The organism is Brevundimonas sp. NIBR10, assembly GCF_027912515.1.
In the GTDB taxonomy this organism is placed as follows: domain Bacteria; phylum Pseudomonadota; class Alphaproteobacteria; order Caulobacterales; family Caulobacteraceae; genus Brevundimonas.
Window position 1 is genome coordinate 1,550,406 of sequence record NZ_CP115464.1, and the last position, 21,192, is coordinate 1,571,597.

21 protein-coding genes are annotated in these 21,192 nt (G+C 67.1%); 14 read left to right on the plus strand and 7 right to left on the minus strand.

Translation table 11 applies throughout. The features are described from left to right. The first annotated feature begins 109 nt into the window (after positions 1 to 109). The 3 genes from O5K39_RS07620 (at position 110) to O5K39_RS07630 (ending at position 3,992) form a co-directional block, all read left to right on the plus strand. Positions 110 to 1,135 (plus strand): DNA topoisomerase IB, encoded by a 1,026-nt coding sequence (locus tag O5K39_RS07620; protein ID WP_271146675.1) that lies wholly within the window; start codon positions 110 to 112, stop codon positions 1,133 to 1,135. Then, positions 1,132 to 3,753 carry a DNA ligase D gene (ligD, locus tag O5K39_RS07625; protein ID WP_271146676.1) on the plus strand — a complete coding sequence of 874 codons (2,622 nt, stop codon included), beginning with the start codon at positions 1,132 to 1,134 and terminating at the stop codon, positions 3,751 to 3,753. Before O5K39_RS07620 ends, ligD begins: the two co-directional genes overlap by 4 nt. Positions 3,754 to 3,830: 77 nt before the next feature. Next, positions 3,831 to 3,992, plus strand: coding sequence for a hypothetical protein (locus O5K39_RS07630; protein WP_271146677.1), 162 nt, complete (start codon positions 3,831 to 3,833; stop codon positions 3,990 to 3,992). A 21-nt stretch (positions 3,993 to 4,013) separates the two neighbouring features. Here O5K39_RS07630 and O5K39_RS07635 read toward each other — a convergent pair whose 3' ends face one another. Then, entirely contained in the window at positions 4,014 to 4,862 is an 849-nt protein-coding gene (locus tag O5K39_RS07635; RefSeq protein WP_271146678.1) for a Ku protein, read from the minus strand. A 71-nt stretch (positions 4,863 to 4,933) separates the two neighbouring features. Then, on the minus strand, positions 4,934 to 6,154 hold the full coding sequence (locus O5K39_RS07640; RefSeq protein WP_271146679.1) for a cyclopropane-fatty-acyl-phospholipid synthase family protein: 1,221 nt from the start codon (positions 6,152 to 6,154) through the stop codon (positions 4,934 to 4,936). Between the two features lie 187 nt (positions 6,155 to 6,341). On the opposite strand from O5K39_RS07640, the gene O5K39_RS07645 reads away from it, so the two are divergent. The 9 genes from O5K39_RS07645 to O5K39_RS07685 all read left to right on the plus strand — a co-directional run bounded on the left by O5K39_RS07645 (position 6,342) and on the right by O5K39_RS07685 (position 13,027). After that, the gene (locus O5K39_RS07645) at positions 6,342 to 7,733 is read left to right on the plus strand and encodes an FAD-dependent oxidoreductase (RefSeq protein ID WP_271146680.1); all 1,392 of its coding nucleotides are present in this window, start codon (positions 6,342 to 6,344) and stop codon (positions 7,731 to 7,733) included. Further along, positions 7,730 to 8,539 (plus strand): DUF1365 family protein, encoded by an 810-nt coding sequence (locus O5K39_RS07650; protein ID WP_271146681.1) that lies wholly within the window; start codon positions 7,730 to 7,732, stop codon positions 8,537 to 8,539. Before O5K39_RS07645 ends, O5K39_RS07650 begins: the two co-directional genes overlap by 4 nt. After that, on the plus strand, positions 8,532 to 9,050 hold the full coding sequence (locus O5K39_RS07655) for a lipocalin family protein (protein WP_271146682.1): 519 nt from the start codon (positions 8,532 to 8,534) through the stop codon (positions 9,048 to 9,050). Before O5K39_RS07650 ends, O5K39_RS07655 begins: the two co-directional genes overlap by 8 nt. Positions 9,051 to 9,059: 9 nt before the next feature. After that, positions 9,060 to 9,866 (plus strand): DUF1295 domain-containing protein, encoded by an 807-nt coding sequence (locus O5K39_RS07660; RefSeq protein WP_271146683.1) that lies wholly within the window; start codon positions 9,060 to 9,062, stop codon positions 9,864 to 9,866. Positions 9,867 to 9,876: 10 nt separating this feature from the next. Continuing rightward, the gene (locus tag O5K39_RS07665; protein WP_271146684.1) at positions 9,877 to 10,902 is read left to right on the plus strand and encodes a cyclopropane-fatty-acyl-phospholipid synthase family protein; all 1,026 of its coding nucleotides are present in this window, start codon (positions 9,877 to 9,879) and stop codon (positions 10,900 to 10,902) included. A gap of 7 nt (positions 10,903 to 10,909) precedes the next feature. Then, on the plus strand, positions 10,910 to 11,314 hold the full coding sequence (locus tag O5K39_RS07670; protein ID WP_271146685.1) for a DUF2177 family protein: 405 nt from the start codon (positions 10,910 to 10,912) through the stop codon (positions 11,312 to 11,314). A 79-nt stretch (positions 11,315 to 11,393) separates the two neighbouring features. Next, a complete protein-coding gene (locus O5K39_RS07675) occupies positions 11,394 to 11,948 on the plus strand; it encodes a sigma-70 family RNA polymerase sigma factor (protein WP_271146686.1) in 555 nt (184 codons plus the stop codon). After that, positions 11,945 to 12,682 carry an anti-sigma factor gene (locus tag O5K39_RS07680; protein ID WP_271146687.1) on the plus strand — a complete coding sequence of 246 codons (738 nt, stop codon included), beginning with the start codon at positions 11,945 to 11,947 and terminating at the stop codon, positions 12,680 to 12,682. Before O5K39_RS07675 ends, O5K39_RS07680 begins: the two co-directional genes overlap by 4 nt. 57 nt (positions 12,683 to 12,739) lie before the next feature. After that, complete coding sequence (locus tag O5K39_RS07685; protein ID WP_271146688.1) at positions 12,740 to 13,027, plus strand: hypothetical protein; 288 nt, start codon at positions 12,740 to 12,742, stop codon at positions 13,025 to 13,027. 439 nt (positions 13,028 to 13,466) lie between these two features. On the opposite strand, the gene O5K39_RS07690 is transcribed toward O5K39_RS07685, so the two are convergent. From O5K39_RS07690 to O5K39_RS07705, 4 genes are all read right to left on the minus strand, one after another. Further along, on the minus strand, positions 13,467 to 14,456 hold the full coding sequence (locus O5K39_RS07690; protein WP_271146689.1) for an alpha/beta hydrolase: 990 nt from the start codon (positions 14,454 to 14,456) through the stop codon (positions 13,467 to 13,469). Positions 14,457 to 14,460: 4 nt separating this feature from the next. After that, positions 14,461 to 16,041 (minus strand): carboxylesterase/lipase family protein, encoded by a 1,581-nt coding sequence (locus tag O5K39_RS07695; RefSeq protein ID WP_271147123.1) that lies wholly within the window; start codon positions 16,039 to 16,041, stop codon positions 14,461 to 14,463. An 80-nt stretch (positions 16,042 to 16,121) separates the two neighbouring features. Beyond that, positions 16,122 to 17,420 carry an MFS transporter gene (locus tag O5K39_RS07700; RefSeq protein ID WP_271146690.1) on the minus strand — a complete coding sequence of 433 codons (1,299 nt, stop codon included), beginning with the start codon at positions 17,418 to 17,420 and terminating at the stop codon, positions 16,122 to 16,124. A 73-nt stretch (positions 17,421 to 17,493) separates the two neighbouring features. Continuing rightward, positions 17,494 to 18,300 (minus strand): 2-keto-4-pentenoate hydratase, encoded by an 807-nt coding sequence (locus O5K39_RS07705; RefSeq protein ID WP_271146691.1) that lies wholly within the window; start codon positions 18,298 to 18,300, stop codon positions 17,494 to 17,496. Positions 18,301 to 18,463: 163 nt separating this feature from the next. Between O5K39_RS07705 and O5K39_RS07710 the strand changes: the two genes are divergently transcribed. Next, entirely contained in the window at positions 18,464 to 19,507 is a 1,044-nt protein-coding gene (locus O5K39_RS07710) for a LacI family DNA-binding transcriptional regulator (protein ID WP_271146692.1), read from the plus strand. Positions 19,508 to 19,565: 58 nt separating this feature from the next. Here O5K39_RS07710 and O5K39_RS07715 read toward each other — a convergent pair whose 3' ends face one another. Next, positions 19,566 to 20,228, minus strand: a complete 663-nt coding sequence (locus O5K39_RS07715) for an RpiB/LacA/LacB family sugar-phosphate isomerase (RefSeq protein ID WP_271146693.1) — start codon at positions 20,226 to 20,228, stop codon at positions 19,566 to 19,568. A 198-nt stretch (positions 20,229 to 20,426) separates the two neighbouring features. Here O5K39_RS07715 and kduD point away from each other — a divergent pair, with 198 nt between their 5' ends. Continuing rightward, entirely contained in the window at positions 20,427 to 21,185 is a 759-nt protein-coding gene (kduD, locus tag O5K39_RS07720; RefSeq protein WP_271146694.1) for a 2-dehydro-3-deoxy-D-gluconate 5-dehydrogenase KduD, read from the plus strand. The last annotated feature ends 7 nt before the right edge of the window (positions 21,186 to 21,192 follow it).

The window sequence follows — 21,192 nt, forward strand, 5'->3', positions numbered from 1 at the left end:
CCACGGTGCAGGTGCCGCAACCCTGGGGCCCGCCGGCCGAACAGCCGCTTCAGGAACGGCGTCGTCGATGATGCGTTCGCCAGCCTCTGATCGGGCGAATGGGACGGCGATGGCGGACGGACTGGCGAAATTTCCCACCGAGTCGGCTCCCAAGGGCCTGACCTGGTGCTCGGACGACCGGCCGGGCCTGACCCGCAAGGTGTCGCGCAAGGGCTTCGACTATCTGGACGCCCAAGGTCAGCCCGTCACCGACGAGAAGGTTCTGGACCGCATCCGCATGCTGGCCATTCCGCCTGCCTGGACCGACGTCTGGATCTGTCCCCGCGCGTCCGGCCATATCCAGGCCACCGGCCGCGACGTGAAGGGCCGCAAACAGTATCGCTATCACGACGGCTGGAGCGCCCACGCGGCCTCCAACAAGTTCGACAAGCTGCCCGCCTTCGCCGCCGCCCTGCCGCGCTTGCGCAGACAGGTCGAGGCGGACATGGCCCTGAAAGGGGCATGCCGGGCCAAGGTCCTGGCCACGGCCGTGCAATTGCTCGAGATCACCCTGATCCGGGTCGGCAACGCCGTCTATGCCAGACAGAACCGCAGCTACGGCCTGACCACCCTGCACAAGCGCCACCTGGCCGTGGACGGCACCGGCCTGACCTTCGCCTTCAAGGGCAAGAGCGGCGTCGAGCACAGGGTCAGCGTCCGAGACCGCCGCCTCGCCACCGTCGTCCGATCCCTGCGCGACCTGCCCGGCCAGAGCCTGTTCAAGTACCGCAATGAGGACGGCGATCTGTGCCCCGTCACATCCGACGACGTGAACGCCTACATCCGCGATGCCATGGGCGAACAGTTCTCGGCCAAGGATTTCCGCACCTGGGCCGGCACGGTCTCGGCGGCGCGGGCCCTGCGCGGCATGGAGCCCCCGACCTCGCCGACCGCCGCGAAACGGTCGATCACCGTCTGCGTCAAGGCCACGGCGGGGCTGCTCGGCAATACCCCGACGGTGTGCCGCTCGTCCTATGTGCACCCGGCCGTGTTCGAACTCTATGAGAGCGGACAGATGGCCGAAGTGCTGCCGGGCGCGGAGACCGTGGGATTCGAGAAGGCCCTGGCCAAGTTCCTGAAGGCTCCAGGGTCATGACCGCGAAGGGCGAGCTCGACACCTATCAGGCCAAGCGCCGGTTCGCCGACACGCCCGAGCCCAAGGGCAAGAAGGCCAAGGCGAGGAAGGGCGCCCCGCTGCGCTATCTGATCCAGCGCCACGCGGCGACGCGGCTGCACTACGATTTCCGCATCGAGGTCGACGGCGTCCTGAAATCCTGGGCCGTGACCAAGGCCCCGTCGCGCGACCACACCATCAAGCGCCTGGCCGTCGAGGTCGAGGACCATCCGCTCGACTACGGCGGGTTCGAGGGCACGATCCCGGCCGGCAACTACGGTGCCGGCACGGTCCAGATGTGGGACGAGGGCAGCTGGGAGCCCCAGGAGCCCGACCTCGACGCCGCCTTCGCCAAGGGTCAGGTCAAGATGGTCCTGCACGGCGAACGGCTGAAGGGCAAATGGGCCCTGATCCGGCTCAAGGGCGATCGGGGAAAACCGTCCAAACGCAACAACTGGCTGCTGATCAAGGAGATCGACGACTTCACCGTCGACGGCGAAGGCGATGCCAATATGGAGATCGACGCTTCGGTCACCTCGGGCCGCACCATGGCCCAGATCGCCGACGGCCGGAAACAGTGGACCTCGTCCAAGCCCACCGGCCGAAAGGCACCTCCGAAGCCGAAGGCGGCCCCCGCCCCGCTCACGAAACCCCCGGCCTTCGTCCCGATCCAGCTGTGCAAGGTCGGCGACTACCCCCCGCGCGGCACCGGCTGGGCCCATGAGATCAAGTTCGACGGTTACCGCCTCCAGGTCGGCGTCGGCGGCGGAAGTGCGACCCTGCGCACCCGCAAGGGTCTGGACTGGTCGGATCGGTTCGCGGCCCATGCGGCCGACGCGGCGAAATGGCCCGACGGCGTCGTGGACGGCGAGCTCTGCGCCCTCGCCGACGACCACATGCCTGACTTCTCGGCGCTCCAGGCAGCGATCTCGGACGGCGAGACCGGCGGGCTCATCTTCTTCGCCTTCGACCTGCTGTTCGACGGGCCCGAGGACCTGCGCAAACTGCCGCTCTCGCATCGCAAGGCGCGGCTCCAGGCCTATATCGACCGCATCCCGAAGGCGGCCGCCAAACGCATCCGCTACGTCGATCATTTCGCCACGACCGGACAGGCCGTGCTCGACAGCGCCTGCCGCATGGACCTCGAAGGCATCATCTCCAAGGACCTGACCGCCCCCTACACCGCCGGCCGATCCTCGACCTGGGTCAAGTCGAAATGCCGGGGCAGGGACGAGGTGGTGATCGGCGGCTGGACCTCGGAGGGCGACCGCTTCCGCTCCCTGATCGTCGGCGTCCAGGACGTGGACAAGACGGCCGGCAAGGGCCTGCGTCACCTCGGCCGCGTCGGCACGGGCTATTCAGAAGCGGTGGTCAAACGGCTCCTCCCCGCCCTGAAGGCCCAGGCCGCCGACCACAGCCCCTTCGTCGGCAAGGCCGCACCGCGCCGGTCCTCCACCGGCGGCACGATCCACTGGCTCAAGCCGGTCCTGGTCGCCGAGATCGAACACGGCGGCTATACCGACAGCGGCTCCCTGCGTCAGGCCGCCTTCAAGGGCCTGCGCGAGGACAAGGCGGCCGCCGAGGTCGATGCCATGCCCCAGGCCCCCGTCGATCCCAAGGCGGCACCGGGCACCAAGGGTACCGTCAAGGCCTCGCCCCCGCCCCAGCTGAAACTCGGCGGCAAACCCGGCAAGGTCGTCGTCGCCGGCGTCACCCTGTCCAACCCGGACAAGGTGCTGTGGCCCGGAACCGACGGTCGCCCCGACATCACCAAGGCCGACCTCGCCCGCTATTACGAGGCCGTCTCGGACCGCATCCTGCCCCATGTCGGCGACCGCCCCACCTCGGTCATCCGCGCCCCCGAGGGCATCGGCGGCGAGACCTTCTTCCAGCGCCACGCCATGCCCGGCTCCAACCCCCGGCTGAAGCTGATCGACGTCAACGAGCGCAAACCCTATGTCTCGGTCGTGGATGCCGGCGGCCTGGTCGCCATCGGCCAGTCCGGCGGGCTGGAACTTCATCCCTGGGGCTGCGCGCCGGGCGAGCCGGAAATCCCGGACCAGATCACCTTCGATCTCGACCCCGACGAGGGCCTGGATTTCAACGACGTGATCTCGGCCGCCGAGGTCGTAAAGACGAAACTCGAAACCCTCGGCCTGACGCCCTTCGTCAAGACGACCGGCGGAAAGGGCCTGCACGTCGTCGTGCCGATCAGGACCGACGCCCGCAGCCGGATCACCTGGGACCAGAACAAGGCCTTCGCCAAGGCGGTCTCGGAGGCTATTCGCGCCGACGCCCCCGACCGCTTCACCACCACCCTGGCCAAGAAGGCGCGGGCAGGAAAGATCTTCCTCGACTATCTGCGCAACGGCCGGATGGCGACGGCCGTGGCCCCCTGGTCGCCGCGCGCCCGCCCAGGCGCGGGCATCGCCTTTCCGCTGTCCTGGAGCCAGGTGAGGACGGGCCTGGACCCCTCCGTCTTCAACCTCTGGAACTATGAGGCGCTGCTCGGAAAGCCCGATCCGTGGAAGGATTTTCGCGCGGCGGCGAAGAGCTTGCGGCCGGCGATCAAGGCCACAGGATCGGACATTGGCCCCTGAATGTCCGGTTCCAGACAGTCGTATGGAACAAAGCGCTCTCGGACGGGTTGTATGAGTGTCCCGGGGAGGGACCCATCGTGATCCAGATCGACAACCTCAAGAACCGCGCGCGCTCGTTTCGCCGCCGCGCGGAATGGATGACCAGCGGCGTTGACCGCGACCGCATCATCGCCATGGCGGCCCAGTTCGACGCGGACGCCCTGTCGCTGACGACACGCCCCCTGACCTCACTGGCCTGACGTCGCTCCGGCCTCTCGCTTTCAGGCCGCCTTCTTCTTCGCGGCCGGCTTCCTCGTCGCCGCCTTTTTCGCCGGGGCTTTCCTCGCCCCCGTCGCCGATCCCTTCAGACTGTTTCGCAAGGCTTCCATCAGGTCGATGACATTGGTGTCGTCCGGCTCCTCGACCTCGACCACCCCCTTGCCGCCCTTGGTCTTGGACTTGATCAGTTCGCGCAGGGCGTCGTCGTAGCGGTCCTTGAACTCGGTCGGGTCGAAGTCGGCCTCCTTCTGGGCGATGATCCGGGCGGCGATCTCGACCATGTCGGCGTCGGCCTTGACCGTGGGGATGTCGTCGAAATAGTCGTCGGCGTCGCGGACCTCCTCGTGGGCCCGCAGTGTATAGGCGACCAGCCCCTTGCCCCGCACCTCCAGCGCCAGCTGACGCTCCTTGCCGCGCAGCACCAGCTGCCCCAGGGCGATCTTGCCCTGTTTCTGCATGGCGTCGCGGATGACGGCAAAGGCTTCAACTCCTGCACCCTTTTCCGGCACGACATAGAAGGGATCGTCCCAGTACAGCCGGTCGATCTCGGTCTCGTCGACGAACTTGTCGATCGAGATGGTGCGGGTGCTTTCCAGACGAACTTGATCGAAATCCTTGTCGTCGAACAGGACGTATTCGTCCTTGGACACCTCGTATCCCCGGACCAGGCTGGAGCGTTCGACCGGGCCGGTATCCGGGTCGGTCGGGACCATGCGGATGCGGTTGTTGGTCTCGGGGTTGATCAGGTTGAAGTGGATCTCGCTCGACGACGACGTCGCCGTGTAGAGCGCCACCGGACAGGTGACGAGCGACAGCTTCAGATGTCCCTGCCAGGTGGGTCGTGCGGCCATGATCGCTGTTCCTCGAATTGCAGACCAGCAATGCGAAGCGCGGCGGTTGGTTCAGATTCGGCCCGAAAGCGTCAGTTCGGCCGCACCAGCGACACCTGAACCACGTCGGTTCGGCCCGTAGAGAACCCCGCCTCGCAATAGGCGAGGTAGAACCGCCACAGCCGGTCGAAGGTCGCGTCCATGCCGCTGTGGGTCTCGTCGAACCGCTTGAGCCACAGGGCCAGGGTGCGGGCGTAGTCGGCGCCGAAACGCCGCGTCTCAGTGGTCACCAGCCCTTGCGCCGCCGTCTCCTGGTTCAGGCGCGGCTCGGACGGCAGCATCCCGCCGGGGAAGACGTATTTCTGGATGAAGTCGACCTCGCGCCGATAGGCCTCGAACAGGTTCTCGCGGATGGTGATGATCTGCAATCCCGCCCGTCCGCCGGGCACCAGCCGATCGCGCACCACCTTGAAATAGGTCGGCCACCACTGCTCGCCGACCGCCTCGAACATCTCGATGGAGACGATGCGGTCGAAGGTCTCGGCCGTGTCGCGATAGTCCTGCAACCGGATCTCGACCCGGTCGGACAGGCCGGCCTTTGCCATCCGCTCGACCGCGAACGCCTGCTGGGCCGGAGACAGGGTCAGTCCGACGATGGAACAGCCGATCTCGCGCGCCGCATATTCCGCGAACCCACCCCAGCCGCAACCGATCTCGAGCACCCGGTGGTGGGGCTGCAGGTCGATGGACCGGGCCACGGCCGCGTATTTCTCGTGTTGCGCCTGCTCCAGCGACTGGCTGCCTTGCGTCCACAGCGCCGACGAATAGGTCATGCTCGGATCGAGCCAGCGCGAATAGAAGTCGTTGCCCAGGTCATAGTGGGCGACGATGTTCTTCTTCGATCCGGCCCGGGTGTTCATCCGCCCCAGATTGTGCGTGACCCAGTTGAAGGCCCGCACCAGGGCGTTCCCTTGGGTCAGCTTGCCCAGCCGGTCGAAATTGTCCGCCAGCACGATCAGGGTCCGCGCAAGGTCGGGGGTGCGCCACTCGTCGGCCATATAGCTCTCAGCCAGGCCGATCGCCCCGCCGGCCACGATCCGGTGGATGAAGCCCCAATCGCGGATGTCGAGCACGGCCCGATCGGGTGACGGCGGTCCGAAATGATGCTCCTGACGATCGGGCATGACCATGGTCAGGCCACGCCCCTGCCAGTCCTTGTCGGCGGCGCGAAAGGCCCACAGCAGGATACGGTTCGGTCTCGGCAGATCGAATCCGAACCGGCCTTGAACGTCGTCCACCAGGGGAGCCGTCATCTGTCTTCACTCCACGCACCAGGACGCAAACCGCAACCCCGTGAACAGCTACGCACCGTGTTCCGAACGGATGCGCCGCCTGTCTGGAACTTTCGCGTCCTCTCAAGCTTAGCTTTCCCGGCATCCGGATCGCGACGCCGCACGTAGCTGAGCCCGACTGTCAGAAACACCGATACCGCAGGGCTTCATGTACGACCGCATCCCGCCGCATCAAGAGCCTTCGTCCGTCCGCCGCAGGCTGGCCGTCGTCGGATCAGGCGTGTCGGGCCTGTCGGCGGCCTGGCTGCTGTCGCAACATCATGACGTCACCTTGTACGAGTCCGGCGACCGGGTCGGCGGTCATGCCTGTACAGTTGAGGCGCCGGATTTCGATCAGCGCGGCTCCTGCATGACGGCGGTGGACATCGGCTTCATCGTCTACAACGAGCCCAACTATCCGAACTTCACAGCCCTGCTTGACCACCTCGGCGTCGCCGCCAAACCGGCCCATATGTCGTTCGCCGTGTCGATGGAGGCCGGCGGGTTCGAATATTCCAGCCATGGCCTGAAGGGTCTGTTCGCCCAGAAGCGCAACCTGGCAAACCCGAAATTCTGGAGCATGCTGGCCGACCTGAAACGCTTCCACCGCGAGGCCGAGGCCGACCTTCCCGAGCTGGATCAGTCCCTATGTTCCCTGGGCGACTACCTGGACCGCAAGGGCTATGGCCAGGCCTTCCGCGACCTGCATCTGCTGCCCCAGGCAGCGGCGATCTGGTCGTCCTCGTCGCGCCAGATGGCCGACTATCCGGCCGCCGCCTTCGTGCGTTTCTACCGCAACCATCGCCTGCTCGAGGTCGATCTCAAGCCCAACTGGAAGACGGTCGAGGGCGGCAGCCGCTCCTACGTCGACGCCTTGACCCGCGCCTTCCGGGGCGAGGTGCTGCTGAATCATTCGGTCGATCTGATCGAGCGGACGCCGGGCCGGGCGACGATCTTAGCCAACGGCGAGCGCCGATCCTATGACGGCGTCGTCCTGGCCTGTCATTCCGATCAGGCCCTGGCGATGCTGGAGCATCCGACGGCCGAAGAAGCGCGCCTGCTCGGGGCAATCCGCTACAGCAAGAACCGCGTCGTCCTGCACCGCGACACCGCCCTGATGCCCCGGCGCAAGTCCGCCTGGGCCGCCTGGAACTACGTCGGCGAACAACCGGTGGCGGGCGACGCGGGTCAGCCCAGCGTCACCTACTGGATGACCCTGTTGCAGGGTCTGGCCGGCGACAATCTGTTCGTCACCCTGAACCCCGAGCGCGAACCCGCCCCTGCGACCGTGCTGGTCGATCGCGAGTTCGATCACCCCATCTTCAACGCCGCCGCCCTGGCTGCGCAGAGCGAGCTGTGGTCGCTTCAGGGCGTCAACGACACCTGGTTCGCCGGGGCCTGGTTCGGCTCGGGTTTCCACGAGGACGGCCTCCAGGCCGGTCTCGCCGTCGCCGAGGCCATCGGCGGCGTGCGGCGTCCCTGGACGGTCGAGAACGAAAGCGGCCGCATCCCTCTGACCGTGCCGTCTCCCGCTTCTGCCATGGCGCTCGCGGCCGAATGACCCAGGCGGGCACACGCTCGGGCCTCTATGCCGGTACGGTGTTCCACCGCCGGACCCGTCCGCGCGTCCATGCCCTGCAATACCGCGTCTTCATGCTGCTGCTCGACCTCGACGAATGGGACGGGCTGGTGAAGCGTCTGCGCTGGCTCGGCGCGGATCGGTTCGGCCTGATGACCCTGCGCGCCTCCGACTTCGGCGACCGCTCCGAGACGCCGCTGAAGACCCAGATCGCGACCCGCCTGGCCGAGGCCGGGATCGAGGGCGGCGGCCCGGTCCAGCTGCTGACCATGCCCCGCATCCTGGGCTACGGCTTCAATCCGCTCAGCGTCTTCTTCTGCCACGCCGTGGACGGCCGGTTGAGCGCCATCCTGTACGAGGTGTCCAACACCTTCGGCGGTCGCCATGCCTATCTGATGCCGGTCGAGCAGACCGCCGGCGCGGTACGCCAGTCCGTGGACAAGGCCTTTCACGTCTCGCCCTTCATGGACATGGACCTGGCCTATCGCTTCGCCGTGACCCCGCCGACCGGCGTGCCCGGCGAGGCCGCCAGTGTCGCCATCACGGTCGAGGACGCCCAGGGGCCGATCCTCTTCACCGCCTTCCATGCGCACCGGGCCGAGATCACCGACCGCAACCTGCTGGCCGCCTGGATCGGCCATCCGTTGCTCACGTTGAAGGTCATCGCCGGCATCCACTGGGAGGCGGTGCGGCTGCTGCTCAAGGGCCTGCGCCTGCGCGGCGGCGTCACCCCCGCCTATCCAGTCACGGTCGGTGCCGTCTCCGAACCCCGAGGTCACCATGCGTAAGTTCCGTTCCATAGCCCTCGCGATCGCCCTGCTGGCCGGATCGGCCGGTGCCGCCCTGGCCCAGGCCCCCGAACCGCGCGCGACCATAAATCTCGATCGCTTCATGGGCCGCTGGTACGAGATCGCCCGCACCCCGAACGATCGCCAAAGCGACTGTTGGGCCGCCAATCAGGTCTGGTCGCGCCGCAATGCCACCAGCTTCTCGATCAGCCAGACCTGCCATCGCGGCAGCCGCACGGGCCGGACGACGACCATCAACACGACCGCCCGCGTCCTCGACTCCGCCACCAACGCCAAATGGGAGGCCAGCTTCTTCGGCGGCCTGATCCGCCAGAGGTACTGGGTCATCGACATCGCCCCTGACTATTCGTGGATGATCGCCACGACCGCCGACGGCCAGTTCCCGGCCCTCCTGTCGCGCAGCCCGACCATGAGCGCCGCCCAGAAGACCGAGCTGATCGCCCGCATGGGCCGCCTCGGCCTGCCGACCCGCCAGCTGATCAGCCGATAGGACGCCGCCGTGCTGCTCGCCCTCGCCTTCGCCCTGATTTTCATGCTGGTCGTCATGACGACGGCCTGGGCCACCGTGCTCAAGACCGGCAATGCCGGCTGGACCGACGTGTTCTGGACCTTCGGCACCGGCCTGACCGGGGTCATCGTCGCCCTGTCGCCATGGGCCTGGGACGTCGATGGCCCGAGCGCGCGCCAGATCCTGGTCGCGGTCCTGGTCGCCGTCTGGTCCGTCCGACTGGGTGCCTACATCGCCATCCGCGTGGCCCGCACCAGGGAAGAAGACGCCCGCTACACCATGCTCAAGGCCGAGTGGGGCCCCACTTTCGGCAAGCGGCTGTTCGGTCTCGCCATCGTCCAGGCCCCGGCGACGACCCTGCTGTGCGCCTCCATCGCCGCGGCGGCCCTGCGCCCCGGCGAAGGCCTGACGCTGACCGACTATGTCGGCGCCGTGATCCTGGCCGTCGCCATCGCGGGCGAGGGCATCGCCGACCAGCAGATGAAGGCCTTCAAGGCCGACCCCGCCAACAGGGGCCGGATCATGGACAAGGGCCTGTGGGGCCTGTCGCGCCATCCCAACTATGTCTTCGAATGGTTCGGCTGGGTCGCATACCCCGTCATGGCCATCGACCTGACCGCAAACTGGCCCTGGGGCTGGGCCGCCCTGATCGCGCCGATCGTCATGTATCTGATCCTGACCCGCCTGACCGGCGTGCCCCCGCTGGAGGCCGCCATGCTGAAGTCGCGCGGCCAGGCCTACGTCGATTACCAGAACCGCGTCGGGGCCTTCTTCCCCCGCCCTTCCAAAGCCTCCTGAGGACCGCCCGATGAGCCTGCTCGCCAACAGCGTCAACAAACTCCAGGACGCGCCGTTTCCGGACTTCGTGACCCGCCCCGCCATCGCCCTTCTGGTCGCCAATGCGCGCAAGGCGCTCAAGACCCCGCCCGCCGACGTCGAGGCCGAGTTCGCCCGCGAAATGGCCGCCCGACCGGTCGCGGAACACACCGACGCTGCCAACGAACAGCACTACGAACTGCCCGCCCGCTTCTTCGAACTGTGCCTGGGCAAGCACCGCAAATATTCCAGCTGCTTCTACGAATCCCCGACCGCGACCCTGGATCAGGCCGAGGCCAGCGCCCTACGGATCACCAGCGAACACGCGGACCTTCACGACGGCCAGGCCGTGCTCGAACTCGGCTGCGGCTGGGGCTCGCTGTCCCTGTGGATGGCCGAACACTATCCGAACTCGACCATCACGGCGGTGTCCAACTCGCGCAGCCAGAAGGCCTTCATCGACGGCGAGGCGGCCAGACGCGGCCTGACCAACCTGACCATCATCACTGCCGACATGAACGTCTTCAACATCGACCGCACCTTCGACCGGATCGTCTCGGTCGAGATGTTCGAGCACATGGCCAACTGGCGCGCCCTGCTGACCAGGGCGGCGGGATGGCTGAAGGCCGACGGCCGGATGTTCATCCACGTCTTCAGCCACGTCGACCAGCCCTACCGGTTCGAGGTCTCGGACGATTCAGATTTCATCGCCCAGCATTTCTTCACCGGCGGCGTCATGCCCAGCCACGGCCTGATGCGTCAGTATTCAGATATCCTGACCATCGACGACCAGTGGCGCTGGTCCGGCACCCACTACCAGCGTACCGCCGACCACTGGCTGGAAAACATGGACGCCAATGCCGAGGAGGTCCGCGCCATCATGACCGAAGTCTATGGCGACCAGGCCGCCCTGTGGACCCGGCGCTGGCGGCGTTTCTACATGGCCACCGCCGGCCTGTTCGGCGACTCGGACGGAACGGTCTGGGGCGTCAGCCACTATCGCCTGAAGAAGCCTTGAGGATCCCATGCTGAAATACATCGCCGCCTATGGATCGTCCGCGATCGCCATGCTGGTGCTCGACGTGGTCTGGCTGACCATGATGGGCGACAGGCTTTATCGCCCCGTGCTCGGCGACTGGATGCGCACCAAGGTCGACTTCGTCGCGGCCGGGGCCTTTTATTTCATCTTCCTCTTCGGGATCACATTCCTGGCCGTCGTCCCGGCCCTGAACGAACAGAGCTGGAGCCGGGCGGCGATCAACGGGGCGGTGTTCGGCTTCGTGGCCTATGCGACCTATGACCTCACCAACCAGGCGACCCTGACGCGGTGGGCCCTGCACATCACCCTCGCCGACATGGCGTGGGGGACCTTCATCAGTTGCACGGCCGCGCTCGCGGGCTATTTCGGATCGCGCCTGCTGGTGCGCTGATTGCTGAGTCCGCTTGCGGACGCAGCGCCGCCGTGCGACCGAAGGCGTTGACGATCAACGGATATACAGACGCCGACGCATGGACGCCGACATCAGTCGTCAGACTTTGACCTTAAACCTGCGCCGCGTCGCCGGCGGTGACCGTTCCGCGCTTCAGGACGTCTATGACGCGACCTCGTCGAAACTATTCGGTGTGGTCCTTCGTATCTTGAACGATCGAAGCGAGGCCGAGGACGTGCTGCAGGAAGTCTATATCAGCGTCTGGTCAAAGGCGGGCACGTTCGACGAGAACCGTGCCAGCCCGATCACCTGGCTGGCGACCATGGCCCGCAACCGCGCCATCGACCGCCAGCGCCAGGTCGGCCGTCGCACCACCCGCCCCATCGATGACGCCAACGAGGTTCCGGACGATGCCGAGGACGGCCTGGGTGCCGTGCTTCGCTCGGAACAGACCACCCGGCTGGACGTCTGCATGGACCAGCTGGAGGACGCTCAGGCCAGGGCCATCCGCACCGCCTTCTTCGAGGGCCGCACCTATGAGGACGTGGCCAAGGTGTTCGGCGTCCCGACCGGCACGATGAAGAGCTGGATCCGCCGCTCCCTGATGAAGCTGAAGGCTTGCCTGGGCGGATGACAGACACAACCGACTTCCCCTTCCCCGACGAACGCGCTGCCGAATACGCATTGGGCGTGCTGACGGCCGAAGAACGCGCCGCCGCCGAGCGCCGCATCAAGTCCGACGCCGGTTTCGCCGATCAGGTCGCCGACTGGGACGCCCGCCTGGCCCCGATGATAGAGGCCGTGCCGCCGGTCGTGCCGCCGCGCGTCGTCTGGCTGCGCATCGCCGCGCAGCTGGGTCTGACCAGGACCCCGGCCAACGACAATGACGGCTTCTGGGGCAATATCGCCATCTGGCGCGCCGGCACCGCCGTCTTCGCCACGGCCGCCGCCGCCGCCTTTGCCGTCGTCCTGCTGAACCCCGGCGCGACCCCGATCGCCCCGACCCCGGCTACGCCCGTCCCGACGATCCAGCCCATGTCGGTCGGAATGCTCAAGTCGGCCGAGGACGGCCCGGTCAGTTTCGTCGTCACCCTGGATCGCCAGAACCAGAAGCTGATCATCGCCCCCATCTCCGGCGCGCCCGAGGGGCATTCGTTCGAGATGTGGATGCTGCCCGACGGTTCGCCACCGGTCTCCATGGGCTCCATGGACGGCGCCGAGGTCGTGGTCATCGACGCCGCCCGCCTGTTGGGCGTCAACCCCGACAACCCTCCGGCCCTCGCCGTCTCCGTCGAACCCCGCGGCGGCTCCCCCACCGGCCTCCCCACCGGCCCGGTCATCGCCAGCGGGGCGCTGCAGCCGGTCTAGGGAAACGCATGGACCTCTATGAGCAGGCCCCCTAGTCTCGGGTGTCCGGAGGTTGCGATGCCGAAGCCCGATAGCCAACCTGAAAGTCCTGTAGACGGTCCCGAAGAGCGGGCTGCCAGTCTGCTGAATGGCATCATGGTGATGGCGCTCGCGCTTTGCCTGGCGGCCTTTGCCGTGTGGGTGTTGGCGGCCTTCTCGATGCCGATTCTCATTGGCCGTTCGCCTTGGGTTTGGAGCTGGGACACAGCGCACCGGCTGCTTCTCCCCATCGTCGTCTTGCCGACTGCGTTCTCTATGCTCCGCTGGGGACATCGAATGTTCCGAACCAGGACCAGCGTCGGCTGACAAAGCCATAGCAAATAGGCTGCTCAACGCCGCCGCGTTATCCAACTTCAACGCGCCAATCCCTTATCCTGCAACGGATCGTGCCGATCTCGGCCTGAGTTTCCCGCCCTGGTCCGCCGGTATGTTAGACTGGGGCGAACACGGTCTTTGACATCCCGCGCCGTCGCACCTCCGATCCTTAGTCCGGACTCAACGGACTCAACGGACTCTTTTTCGAGTCCGGACTCAACGGACTCAACGGACTCTTTTTTCGAGTCCGGACTCTTCGGACTCTTCGGACTCTTCGGACTCTTCGGACTCTTCGGACTCTTCGGACTCTTCGGACTCTTCGGACTCTTCGGACTCTTCGGACTCTTCGGACTCTTCGGACTCTTCGGACTCTTCGGACTCTTCGGACTCTAATTTTCGAGTCCGGGGAGTCCAGCGCACCGATCGTGGCCTACGCCACCCACCCATGCCTTTTTCCGAACCGCAGCGCGATCTCGGGCCAGGTGTCGGCGGGCTTTCCGGCGATCAGGCGCACCCCGAAGCCGTGGCCGCCTTCCTCGAACAGATGGGCCTCGGCCGGCACCTTGGCGCGCCGCAGGGCTGACAGCAGGTTCAGACTGTTCTCGACCACCACCGACGCATCGTCGATGGCGTGGATCAACCAGACCGGCGGCGCGCCCGTCCAGTCCATCTCCTCCAGCGAATGGGCCTTGATCCGCTCCGGCGAAGGCGCGGTCCCCAGCAACTGCTCGCGCGACCCCGCATGGACGAACGGATCGGCCATGGTCGCCACCGGATACATCAGGATACTGAAATCCGGCCGCAACGACACTTCGTCATGGGCGTCCACCGGCGTGTAGGCCGCCGTCGTCTCGGCCGTCGCCCATCCCGCCAGATGCCCCCCGGCCGAGGCCCCCAGCACCGCCACCCGCGCCGGGTCCAATCCGAACTCGGCGGCCCGCGACCGCACCATCCGCACCGCCCTCTGCGCGTCCTGCAACGGCGCCTCGGCCCCCGCTGCCCAGCCGTCCGCGGGCAGGCGATAGCGCAGCACGAAACAGGTCACCCCGGCTTCGGCGAAGACTCGCGCGACATCCATCCCTTCCTTGTCCACGACGGACCATTTGTACCCGCCCCCGGGGATCAGGATCATCGACGCCCCGTTCGGCGTGATCGGCCGCATGACCGTCAGGATCGGGTCGGTCGTGTACTGGGCGAACCGGTCATGGAAGGCCGGGTCCGTCGACCGCTCAGTGACGACCGGCGTGACCGTGACCCGCTCCCCGCCCGGCGCACCGTTCGGCCACAGTTTCCACACCTCGGTCGGGTCCGGCGGGGCCAGCAGCGGCCCCGGCCTCATCTGGGCCAGGGCTGACGGGGCAGACGCTCCCCCGGCCACGGCGGCGGCGAACCCGAACAGGCTGCGGCGATCGATCCTCATGGGCTCAGGTTCCCGGCTGGATATAGGGCACGCGGCTGAAGAAGGCCCGCTCGTCGCCGCGCGGGTCGTCGGCCATCCGGGCGGTGGTGTCGAACACCATGGTCTGGCGCCGCGTCAGGTCATAGGGCGTCCAGTCCGGCAGCCCCGCATGGTTGGGATCTCCGGTCCGGGCCAGGGTGGCGAAGGCCCCGCTCATCAGGTCGGCCGCCGCTTGGGCCTCCGCTCCCGTTGCCCCCGATCCGGCTGCGGCGACATTGTCGAACACCAGGGGGATGTCGGCGGTGTGATAGGCACCCTTCCTGCCGTTCGACAGGCTGGCCTGGAAGTCGAGTTGATAGACCCAGGCCCCCCTGCCGGCCCCCGCCGCAGCGGTGGCGGCCCGGACCTCGGCCTCGATCACCGCCCCGCGCCACGATCGACCGGCGGTCGTGGCGGCGATGAGCACCTGATCGGGCGACAGCTCCGGGTGGCTCTGGCGATACCAGGCGATCACCGTCTCGGGCTGGATGTCGATCCTCAACTGCTCGGGCGTCAGCCGCCCGACCAGCGTATCCCAGGTCAGATTGGCGTTGGCCGGGTCGTTGCCGAGGAACCCCAGGGTCTCGTCGTGGGTGTTGCCGATGATCATCGGCATCGACGCCGACTGGGGCGCGGCATCGGGATAGAAGGGATGGCGGTGCAGCACCACGTCATCCATCACCGGCCCCATATAGACCCCGCTGCCGGTCAGGATCGGGTCCCGCGCCGAGGTGCCCTCCAGCAGCGTCTCCCAAGGCATCGTGGCCAGCTCGCCGATCCGCTCGACAGGCAGTTCCATCGCCGCCAGCCAGGCCTGGGTCCGGCGCGTGGCGTTGATCGGGCCCGACGCCGTGACCTGCTGACCGCTCATGGTCGCCGCCGTGTGGAACAGGCCGGCGGCCGCCGGCGTCGCCATCAGGGTCGCGATCTTGGCCCCGCCGCCCGACTGGCCGAACACCATGACCCGGCCCGGATCGCCGCCGAAGGCCGCGATATTGTCCCTGACCCATTGCAGCGCCAGGATCAGGTCCAGCTGACCCGCATTGCCCGATGACCCGAAGCCGGGCGCCAGCCGTGCCAGAAACGCATAGCCGAACACGTTCAGACGGTGGTTCAGGGTGACGACGACGACGTCCTTGCGCCGCGCCAGCCGCGTCCCGTCATACAGCGGGTCCGAGCCCGAGCCGTTCGAATAGGCCCCGCCGTGGATATAGACCATGACCGGCCGCTTCTCGCCGTCCAGCCCCGGCGTCCAGACGTTCAGGAACAGACAGTCCTCGGACGCTGGCACATCGGGACGGCCCTGCGGTGCCGATGCCCCATAGGCCAGGGTCTCGACCGGCTCGGTCCAGGGTGTCGGGGCGACGGGCGGCTGGAACCGGCGTGGGCCCGTGTCGGCACCGTAGCGCACGCCCTTGAAGACCGAGATGTCGCCGTCCCGCCCGCCGATGATCGGCCCGTAGGTGGTGCGCACCGTCGGGGCTGTGGTCTGTGCCAGGGACAGGCGTGGCAGGGCGGTGACGGCGGCCCCGGCGGCGACGCCGAGCGTCAGACCTCGTCGCGTCATCATCGTGGGCACTCCACCAACACCGGCGGCGGTGACAGGGGGACGACGCGCCGCCGGGCGTCGTCCCCCCAAGCCTCAGATCAGGTCGAGACCTTGGCCGGAGCGTACCGCGGCGAGATCACGTGGATCAGCAGCAGGGCCAGCAGATAGACCGTGCCGGCGACCACGAAGATGGGCGTATAGGTGCCGATCTTCTCCAGCACCTGACCGACGTATTTCGAGAAGACCATGCCGCCGATGCCGCCCAGCATCCCGCCGATGCCCACGACCGACCCCACCGCCGAGCGCGGGAAGACGTCGCCGGGCATGGCGTAGAGGTTGGCCGAGAAGCCCTGGTGGGCCGCCGTGGCGACGCCGATGATCAGCACCGCGATCCAGACGTTGGAGGCATAGGCCGCGAACATCACGGGCACGGCCAGCAGGGCGCAGATCAGCATGGTGGTCTTGCGCGCCCGGTTCAGGCTGATCCCCATATGCATCATCCGCGACGACAGCCAGCCGCCCCCGACCGAGCCGACATCGCTGAGCAGATAGATGGCCACCAGCGGGGGGCCGAAGGTCTTCAGGTCCAGGCCATAGCGCTTGCCCAGGAAGTCGGGCAGCCAGAACAGGAACATCCACCAGACCGGGTCGATCAGGAATTTTCCGCCGGCATAGGCCCAGGTTTCCTTGACGGTCAGCAGCTTGAGCCAGCCCACCTTCTCGGCCGGATCGGCCGGGTCCTGTTCGATATAGGCCAGTTCGGTCGCGGACAGACGCTTCTGGTCACGCGGCTTGCGATAGACCAGCAGCCAGATCGGCAGCCAGATCAGCCCCATCAGGCCGGTGATCACGAAGGCCATCTGCCAGCCGAAGGCCAGCACCAGGGCGGGCACCAGCAGGGGCGTGACGATCGCGCCGATGTTGGTGCCGGCGTTGAACAGGCCGGTGGCCAGGGCGCGTTCCTTCTTGGGGAACCACTCGGTGACGGCCTTGATCCCGCCGGGGAAGCCCCCGGCCTCGCCGACGCCCAGCAGCATCCGCGCCATGATGAAATGCGTCAGGTCCCGCGCCCCGCCGTGCAGGATGTGACCGACCTGCCAGATGGCGAAGGCGATGCCGAGACCGAACCGGGCCCCGATCTTGTCCATCAACCGGCCCCAGATCGCATAGAAGAGGGCGTAGGAGGCCTGGAACCAGAAGACGATGTCGGCATAGTCCGTCTCGGACCAGCCGAACTCGGTCGACAGGGTGGGCTTCAGCACCCCGATCATCTGCCGGTCGACGTAGTTGATCACCATGGCCGCGAACAGCAGCCACATGATCAGCCAGCGGTACTTGCCCGGCGACGGCGCCTTGATCGAGATCGGGCCCGTAGAGCCCTGGGTGGTGTCGGTCATGATGGCCGTTCCTGTACTCTGGTCCTCACGCGTCCCGACCTGTCTCCGTCGGGTTGGCGTCGGTGTTGATGGTTCAGACTTGCGCCTTGATGACGGTGCCGCGGATCTCGCCCACGCCCTGGAAGTCGCAGACGAAGTCGCTGCCGCTGTAGATCCTGTGTACGCCCGTCACTGCCCCTGTCGAGACCAGGATACCGGCGGTCAGGGGCCGGCCGCGCCGTGCCCCGTGCTCCAGCAGGAACCGCACCGATTCCATCGCCCCGCCTTGCAGGGACGGCGATCCGCCGGTTCCGACCGAGACGCCGTCGATGGTGGTCTCGACCGTGATCGCGTCCAGCCGCTCGCGCCAGCCGTCCAACTCCAGGCCGACGAAGACCCCGGCGTTGTTGCCGAAATCGGACGCCACGATGGGCGGCCCCAGGTCGTTGATGGCGGCCAGGGGGCTGCCGGCGATTTCGATCCCGATGAAGACGGCGTCGACGGCGGCCGTGGCCTCCTCGATCGTCCAGTCGGTCTTGGCGGGATCGACACCCTCGCCGATGCGGGCGATGAATTCGGCCTCGACGGCACAGAAGCCGCCCTCGATGGCACCGACGGTCACGGGGCCGTCGACCGGCCATTCGTTGCGCGCGAAGATCGGACCCGCCAGACGGTGGGTGCCCAGTTTCTCTTGCAGGGCAGGGCCCACGCCGCCCACCTTCCAGCCGATGATCCGGTCCGGATACAGGCCGATGGCGATCTCCTGGATCGCATAGCCTTCGGCCATGGTGGTGGGCAGGACGCCCGGATAGTCGGGCGTGGCCCGCGACGCCAGGCGTGCGGAGACGAACGCCTCGGCCACGGCGGCTGCGCTCGATTCGTGGATCGGCTCGGCCGTCATGCGCGGCTCTTGTGCTGGATGCGGATCACTTAGGCGTTCCCTCGTTCTTGGGCGGGATATGACCGGCGAAGGAAACCGGTGTCAATCGGCTTTCACAATCCGGGTTGGCGTCGGCGCGCCGTCACGGCTATGCCATGCGTCGGACTTATCCAGAGACGCCGACGTGACAGACGATCCGCACCCGCTGAAGCCGGGCAAGCGCGCCACCATCAACGACGTGGCCCGGATCGCCCGGGTCTCCAAGAAGACGGTGTCCCGCGTCATCAACCAGTCGCCCCTGGTGCGCGAGGAGACTCGCACCCGGGTCAACGAGGTGATCACCGAACTGGGCTTCACCCCGGACCCCCAGGCGCGCGGCCTCGCCTTCCGCCGGTCCTTCCTGGTCGGGCTGATCTACGACAACCCCAGCCCCACCTATGTCGTGAACATGCAGCAGGGCGTGCTGGACGCGCTGAAGGGTTCGGGGCTCGAACTCGTCGTCCACCCCTGCAACCGCTATTCCGACACCCTGGTCGAGGACATCCGGGGCTTCGTCGAACGCCAGCGCCTGTTCGGCGTCATCATGCCGCCGTCGGTGTCGGAGGACGAGCGGGTCATCGCCCTGCTGCGCGATCTCGACTGTCCCTATGTCCGGATCGCCTCGGTTTCGCTGGACGAGCCGGGCGTCATGGTCGTGACCAATGACCATCTGGGCGCGGCCGAGGCGGCGCATCGCCTGGCCGACCTGGGCCACAGGCGAATCGGCCTGGTGCGCGGCCCCAGCCTGTTCCGGTCGGCTGCGGTGCGCGGTGGTGGCTTCCGCGACGCCCTGGCCGAGCGCGGCATCCCCATGGACCCCGCCTATGAGTACGAGGGGGCCTATACCTACGAATCAGGTGTCGAGGCGGGCCACGCCCTGCTGTCGATGAAAGAGCCGCCCACGGCCATCTTCAGCCTGAACGACGACATGGCCATCGGGGTCATGCAGGCGGCGCGCGAGCGGGGTCTGGAACTGCCGCGCGACCTTTCCATCGTCGGCTTCGACGACCTGCCCATGGCCCAGCGCATCTGGCCGAACCTGACGACGGTGCGTCTGCCGATCCGCGACATGGGCCGGATGGCGGCCGAGAAACTGCTGGCCCCCTTGCGCGGCGTCGATCCTGCAAAGCTGAGCCAGCCCGAGGTTCGCCCTTCGCTGGTCATCCGCAAGTCCGACATCCCCGCCTGAACGAACGACGCCCGCCGTCGGTGCGACAGCGGGCGCCAATCTCAGGCCGATTTCAGTCTCAGGCCGGTTGCAGCGCCGGCGAGGTGGCGACCACGCCCTTGATGTAGTCGCGGATGGCCGTGTCGGTCGCGTTGGCGAAGAAATACTCCTGGAACTTCTCACCGGCGACGGCCGCCTTCAGCAGGTCCTGGTCGACGGTCTTCAGAACCGTGATCATGTCGTGGCAGGTGACGGTCTTCAGGTTTTTCAGGATGCCGCGGTTGGTGGCCATGATCTGGGCGCGTTCCTTGGGGTAGCCAAGGCCGCGCTCGCCCTCGAACAGCTTCTTGTAGACGTCCTGCAGGTTCAGCTCGGCCGCCCAGCCGAAGCCCTTGGCATAGGGCATGGAGATGGCGTTGCCGTCGTTGATCTGGCCGAACAGGAAGGCGTCGGTCGGGTCGATGACCAGACCGCAGAACACGCCGGGCATGGCGTTGCAGGCCAGCATCGAGCCCATGCCCGTGCCACAGCCCGTCACGACGAAGTCGGCGGCGCCGGAGTTCAGCAGGATACCCGTCAGCAGTCCGTTCATGACATAGGTAAGCGAGGCCTTATCCTCGGCGGTGTACATACCGTAGTTGAACACCTGGTGGCCCAGGGGCTCGGCGACCGTGGTCAGGGCGTCGTGGATCACCGCGTTCTTGGCGGCCTGGCTGTTCTCGGTGATGAGAGCGATTTTCATGGGTGTTTCCTCGCGGGGTTGGACAGGAAGTGGGCGAAGAGCGAGGCCTCTGCAAGAGGTCCGGGCTGATCCCCGCCGTCTGGTTCTGCCTGTTGCATCTGCCTATGACACCGGTTACCTATACGCACAACCCGAATCCGGCCTGAAGTCCCTCGACAGGGCTGAGCTGGACCTGTGAACCAAGGTAGGAAGCCGACCATGACCACCCCCTTCGACCTGACCGGCAAGGTCGCCCTCGTCACCGGCGGCAACACGGGCCTGGGCCAGGGCATCGCGCTCGCCCTGGCTGACGCCGGGGCAGACATCGCCTCGGTCGCCCTGTCGGATTCGGACGACACCGTCGGCCAGGTCCTGGCCAAGGGCCGCAAGGCCGTCTCGCTGCAGGCCGATCTGACCTCGATCGAGCCGGTCGGCCGTATCGTCGAGGAAACCCTGGCGGCGTTTGGCCGGATCGACATCCTGGTCAACAACGCCGGCCTGATCCGCCGCGCCGACGCCGTCGACTTCTCCGAGGCCGACTGGGATCTGGTGATGAACATCAACCTGAAGACGGTCTTCTTCATGAGCCAGGCGGTCGCCCGCCAGTTCATCAAACAGGGTGACGGCGGCAAGATCATCAACATCGCCTCCATGCTGTCCTTCCAGGGCGGCATCCGGGTGCCGTCCTATACGGCGTCCAAGTCCGGCGTCGCGGGCCTGACCAAGCTGATGGCCAACGAATGGGCCCCGCACGGCATCACCGCCAACGCCATCGCCCCCGGCTATTTCGCCACGGCCAACACTCAGGCCCTGCGTGACGATCCCGTCCGTTCGGCCGAGATCCTGGGCCGCATTCCCGCCGGTCGCTGGGGTAAGCCGTCCGACCTTGGCGGCGCCGCCGTCTTCCTGGCCAGCGAGGCCTCCGACTATGTCCAGGGCGCCATCCTGCCGGTCGATGGTGGCTGGCAGGCGCGCTGATCTCGCG

Coding starts and splice junctions, on each gene's coding strand:
- O5K39_RS07620 (WP_271146675.1), top strand. CDS start 110: ATGGCGGACGGACTGGCGAAATTTCCCACCGAGTCGGCTCCCAAGGGC.
- ligD (WP_271146676.1), top strand. CDS start 1,132: ATGACCGCGAAGGGCGAGCTCGACACCTATCAGGCCAAGCGCCGGTTC.
- O5K39_RS07635 (WP_271146678.1), bottom strand. CDS start 4,862: ATGGCCGCACGACCCACCTGGCAGGGACATCTGAAGCTGTCGCTCGTC.
- O5K39_RS07640 (WP_271146679.1), bottom strand. CDS start 6,154: ATGACGGCTCCCCTGGTGGACGACGTTCAAGGCCGGTTCGGATTCGAT.
- O5K39_RS07645 (WP_271146680.1), top strand. CDS start 6,342: ATGTACGACCGCATCCCGCCGCATCAAGAGCCTTCGTCCGTCCGCCGC.
- O5K39_RS07650 (WP_271146681.1), top strand. CDS start 7,730: ATGACCCAGGCGGGCACACGCTCGGGCCTCTATGCCGGTACGGTGTTC.
- O5K39_RS07655 (WP_271146682.1), top strand. CDS start 8,532: ATGCGTAAGTTCCGTTCCATAGCCCTCGCGATCGCCCTGCTGGCCGGA.
- O5K39_RS07665 (WP_271146684.1), top strand. CDS start 9,877: ATGAGCCTGCTCGCCAACAGCGTCAACAAACTCCAGGACGCGCCGTTT.
- O5K39_RS07670 (WP_271146685.1), top strand. CDS start 10,910: ATGCTGAAATACATCGCCGCCTATGGATCGTCCGCGATCGCCATGCTG.
- O5K39_RS07675 (WP_271146686.1), top strand. CDS start 11,394: ATGGACGCCGACATCAGTCGTCAGACTTTGACCTTAAACCTGCGCCGC.
- O5K39_RS07680 (WP_271146687.1), top strand. CDS start 11,945: ATGACAGACACAACCGACTTCCCCTTCCCCGACGAACGCGCTGCCGAA.
- O5K39_RS07685 (WP_271146688.1), top strand. CDS start 12,740: ATGCCGAAGCCCGATAGCCAACCTGAAAGTCCTGTAGACGGTCCCGAA.
- O5K39_RS07690 (WP_271146689.1), bottom strand. CDS start 14,456: ATGAGGATCGATCGCCGCAGCCTGTTCGGGTTCGCCGCCGCCGTGGCC.
- O5K39_RS07695 (WP_271147123.1), bottom strand. CDS start 16,041: ATGACGCGACGAGGTCTGACGCTCGGCGTCGCCGCCGGGGCCGCCGTC.
- O5K39_RS07700 (WP_271146690.1), bottom strand. CDS start 17,420: ATGACCGACACCACCCAGGGCTCTACGGGCCCGATCTCGATCAAGGCG.
- O5K39_RS07705 (WP_271146691.1), bottom strand. CDS start 18,300: ATGACGGCCGAGCCGATCCACGAATCGAGCGCAGCCGCCGTGGCCGAG.
- O5K39_RS07715 (WP_271146693.1), bottom strand. CDS start 20,228: ATGAAAATCGCTCTCATCACCGAGAACAGCCAGGCCGCCAAGAACGCG.
- kduD (WP_271146694.1), top strand. CDS start 20,427: ATGACCACCCCCTTCGACCTGACCGGCAAGGTCGCCCTCGTCACCGGC.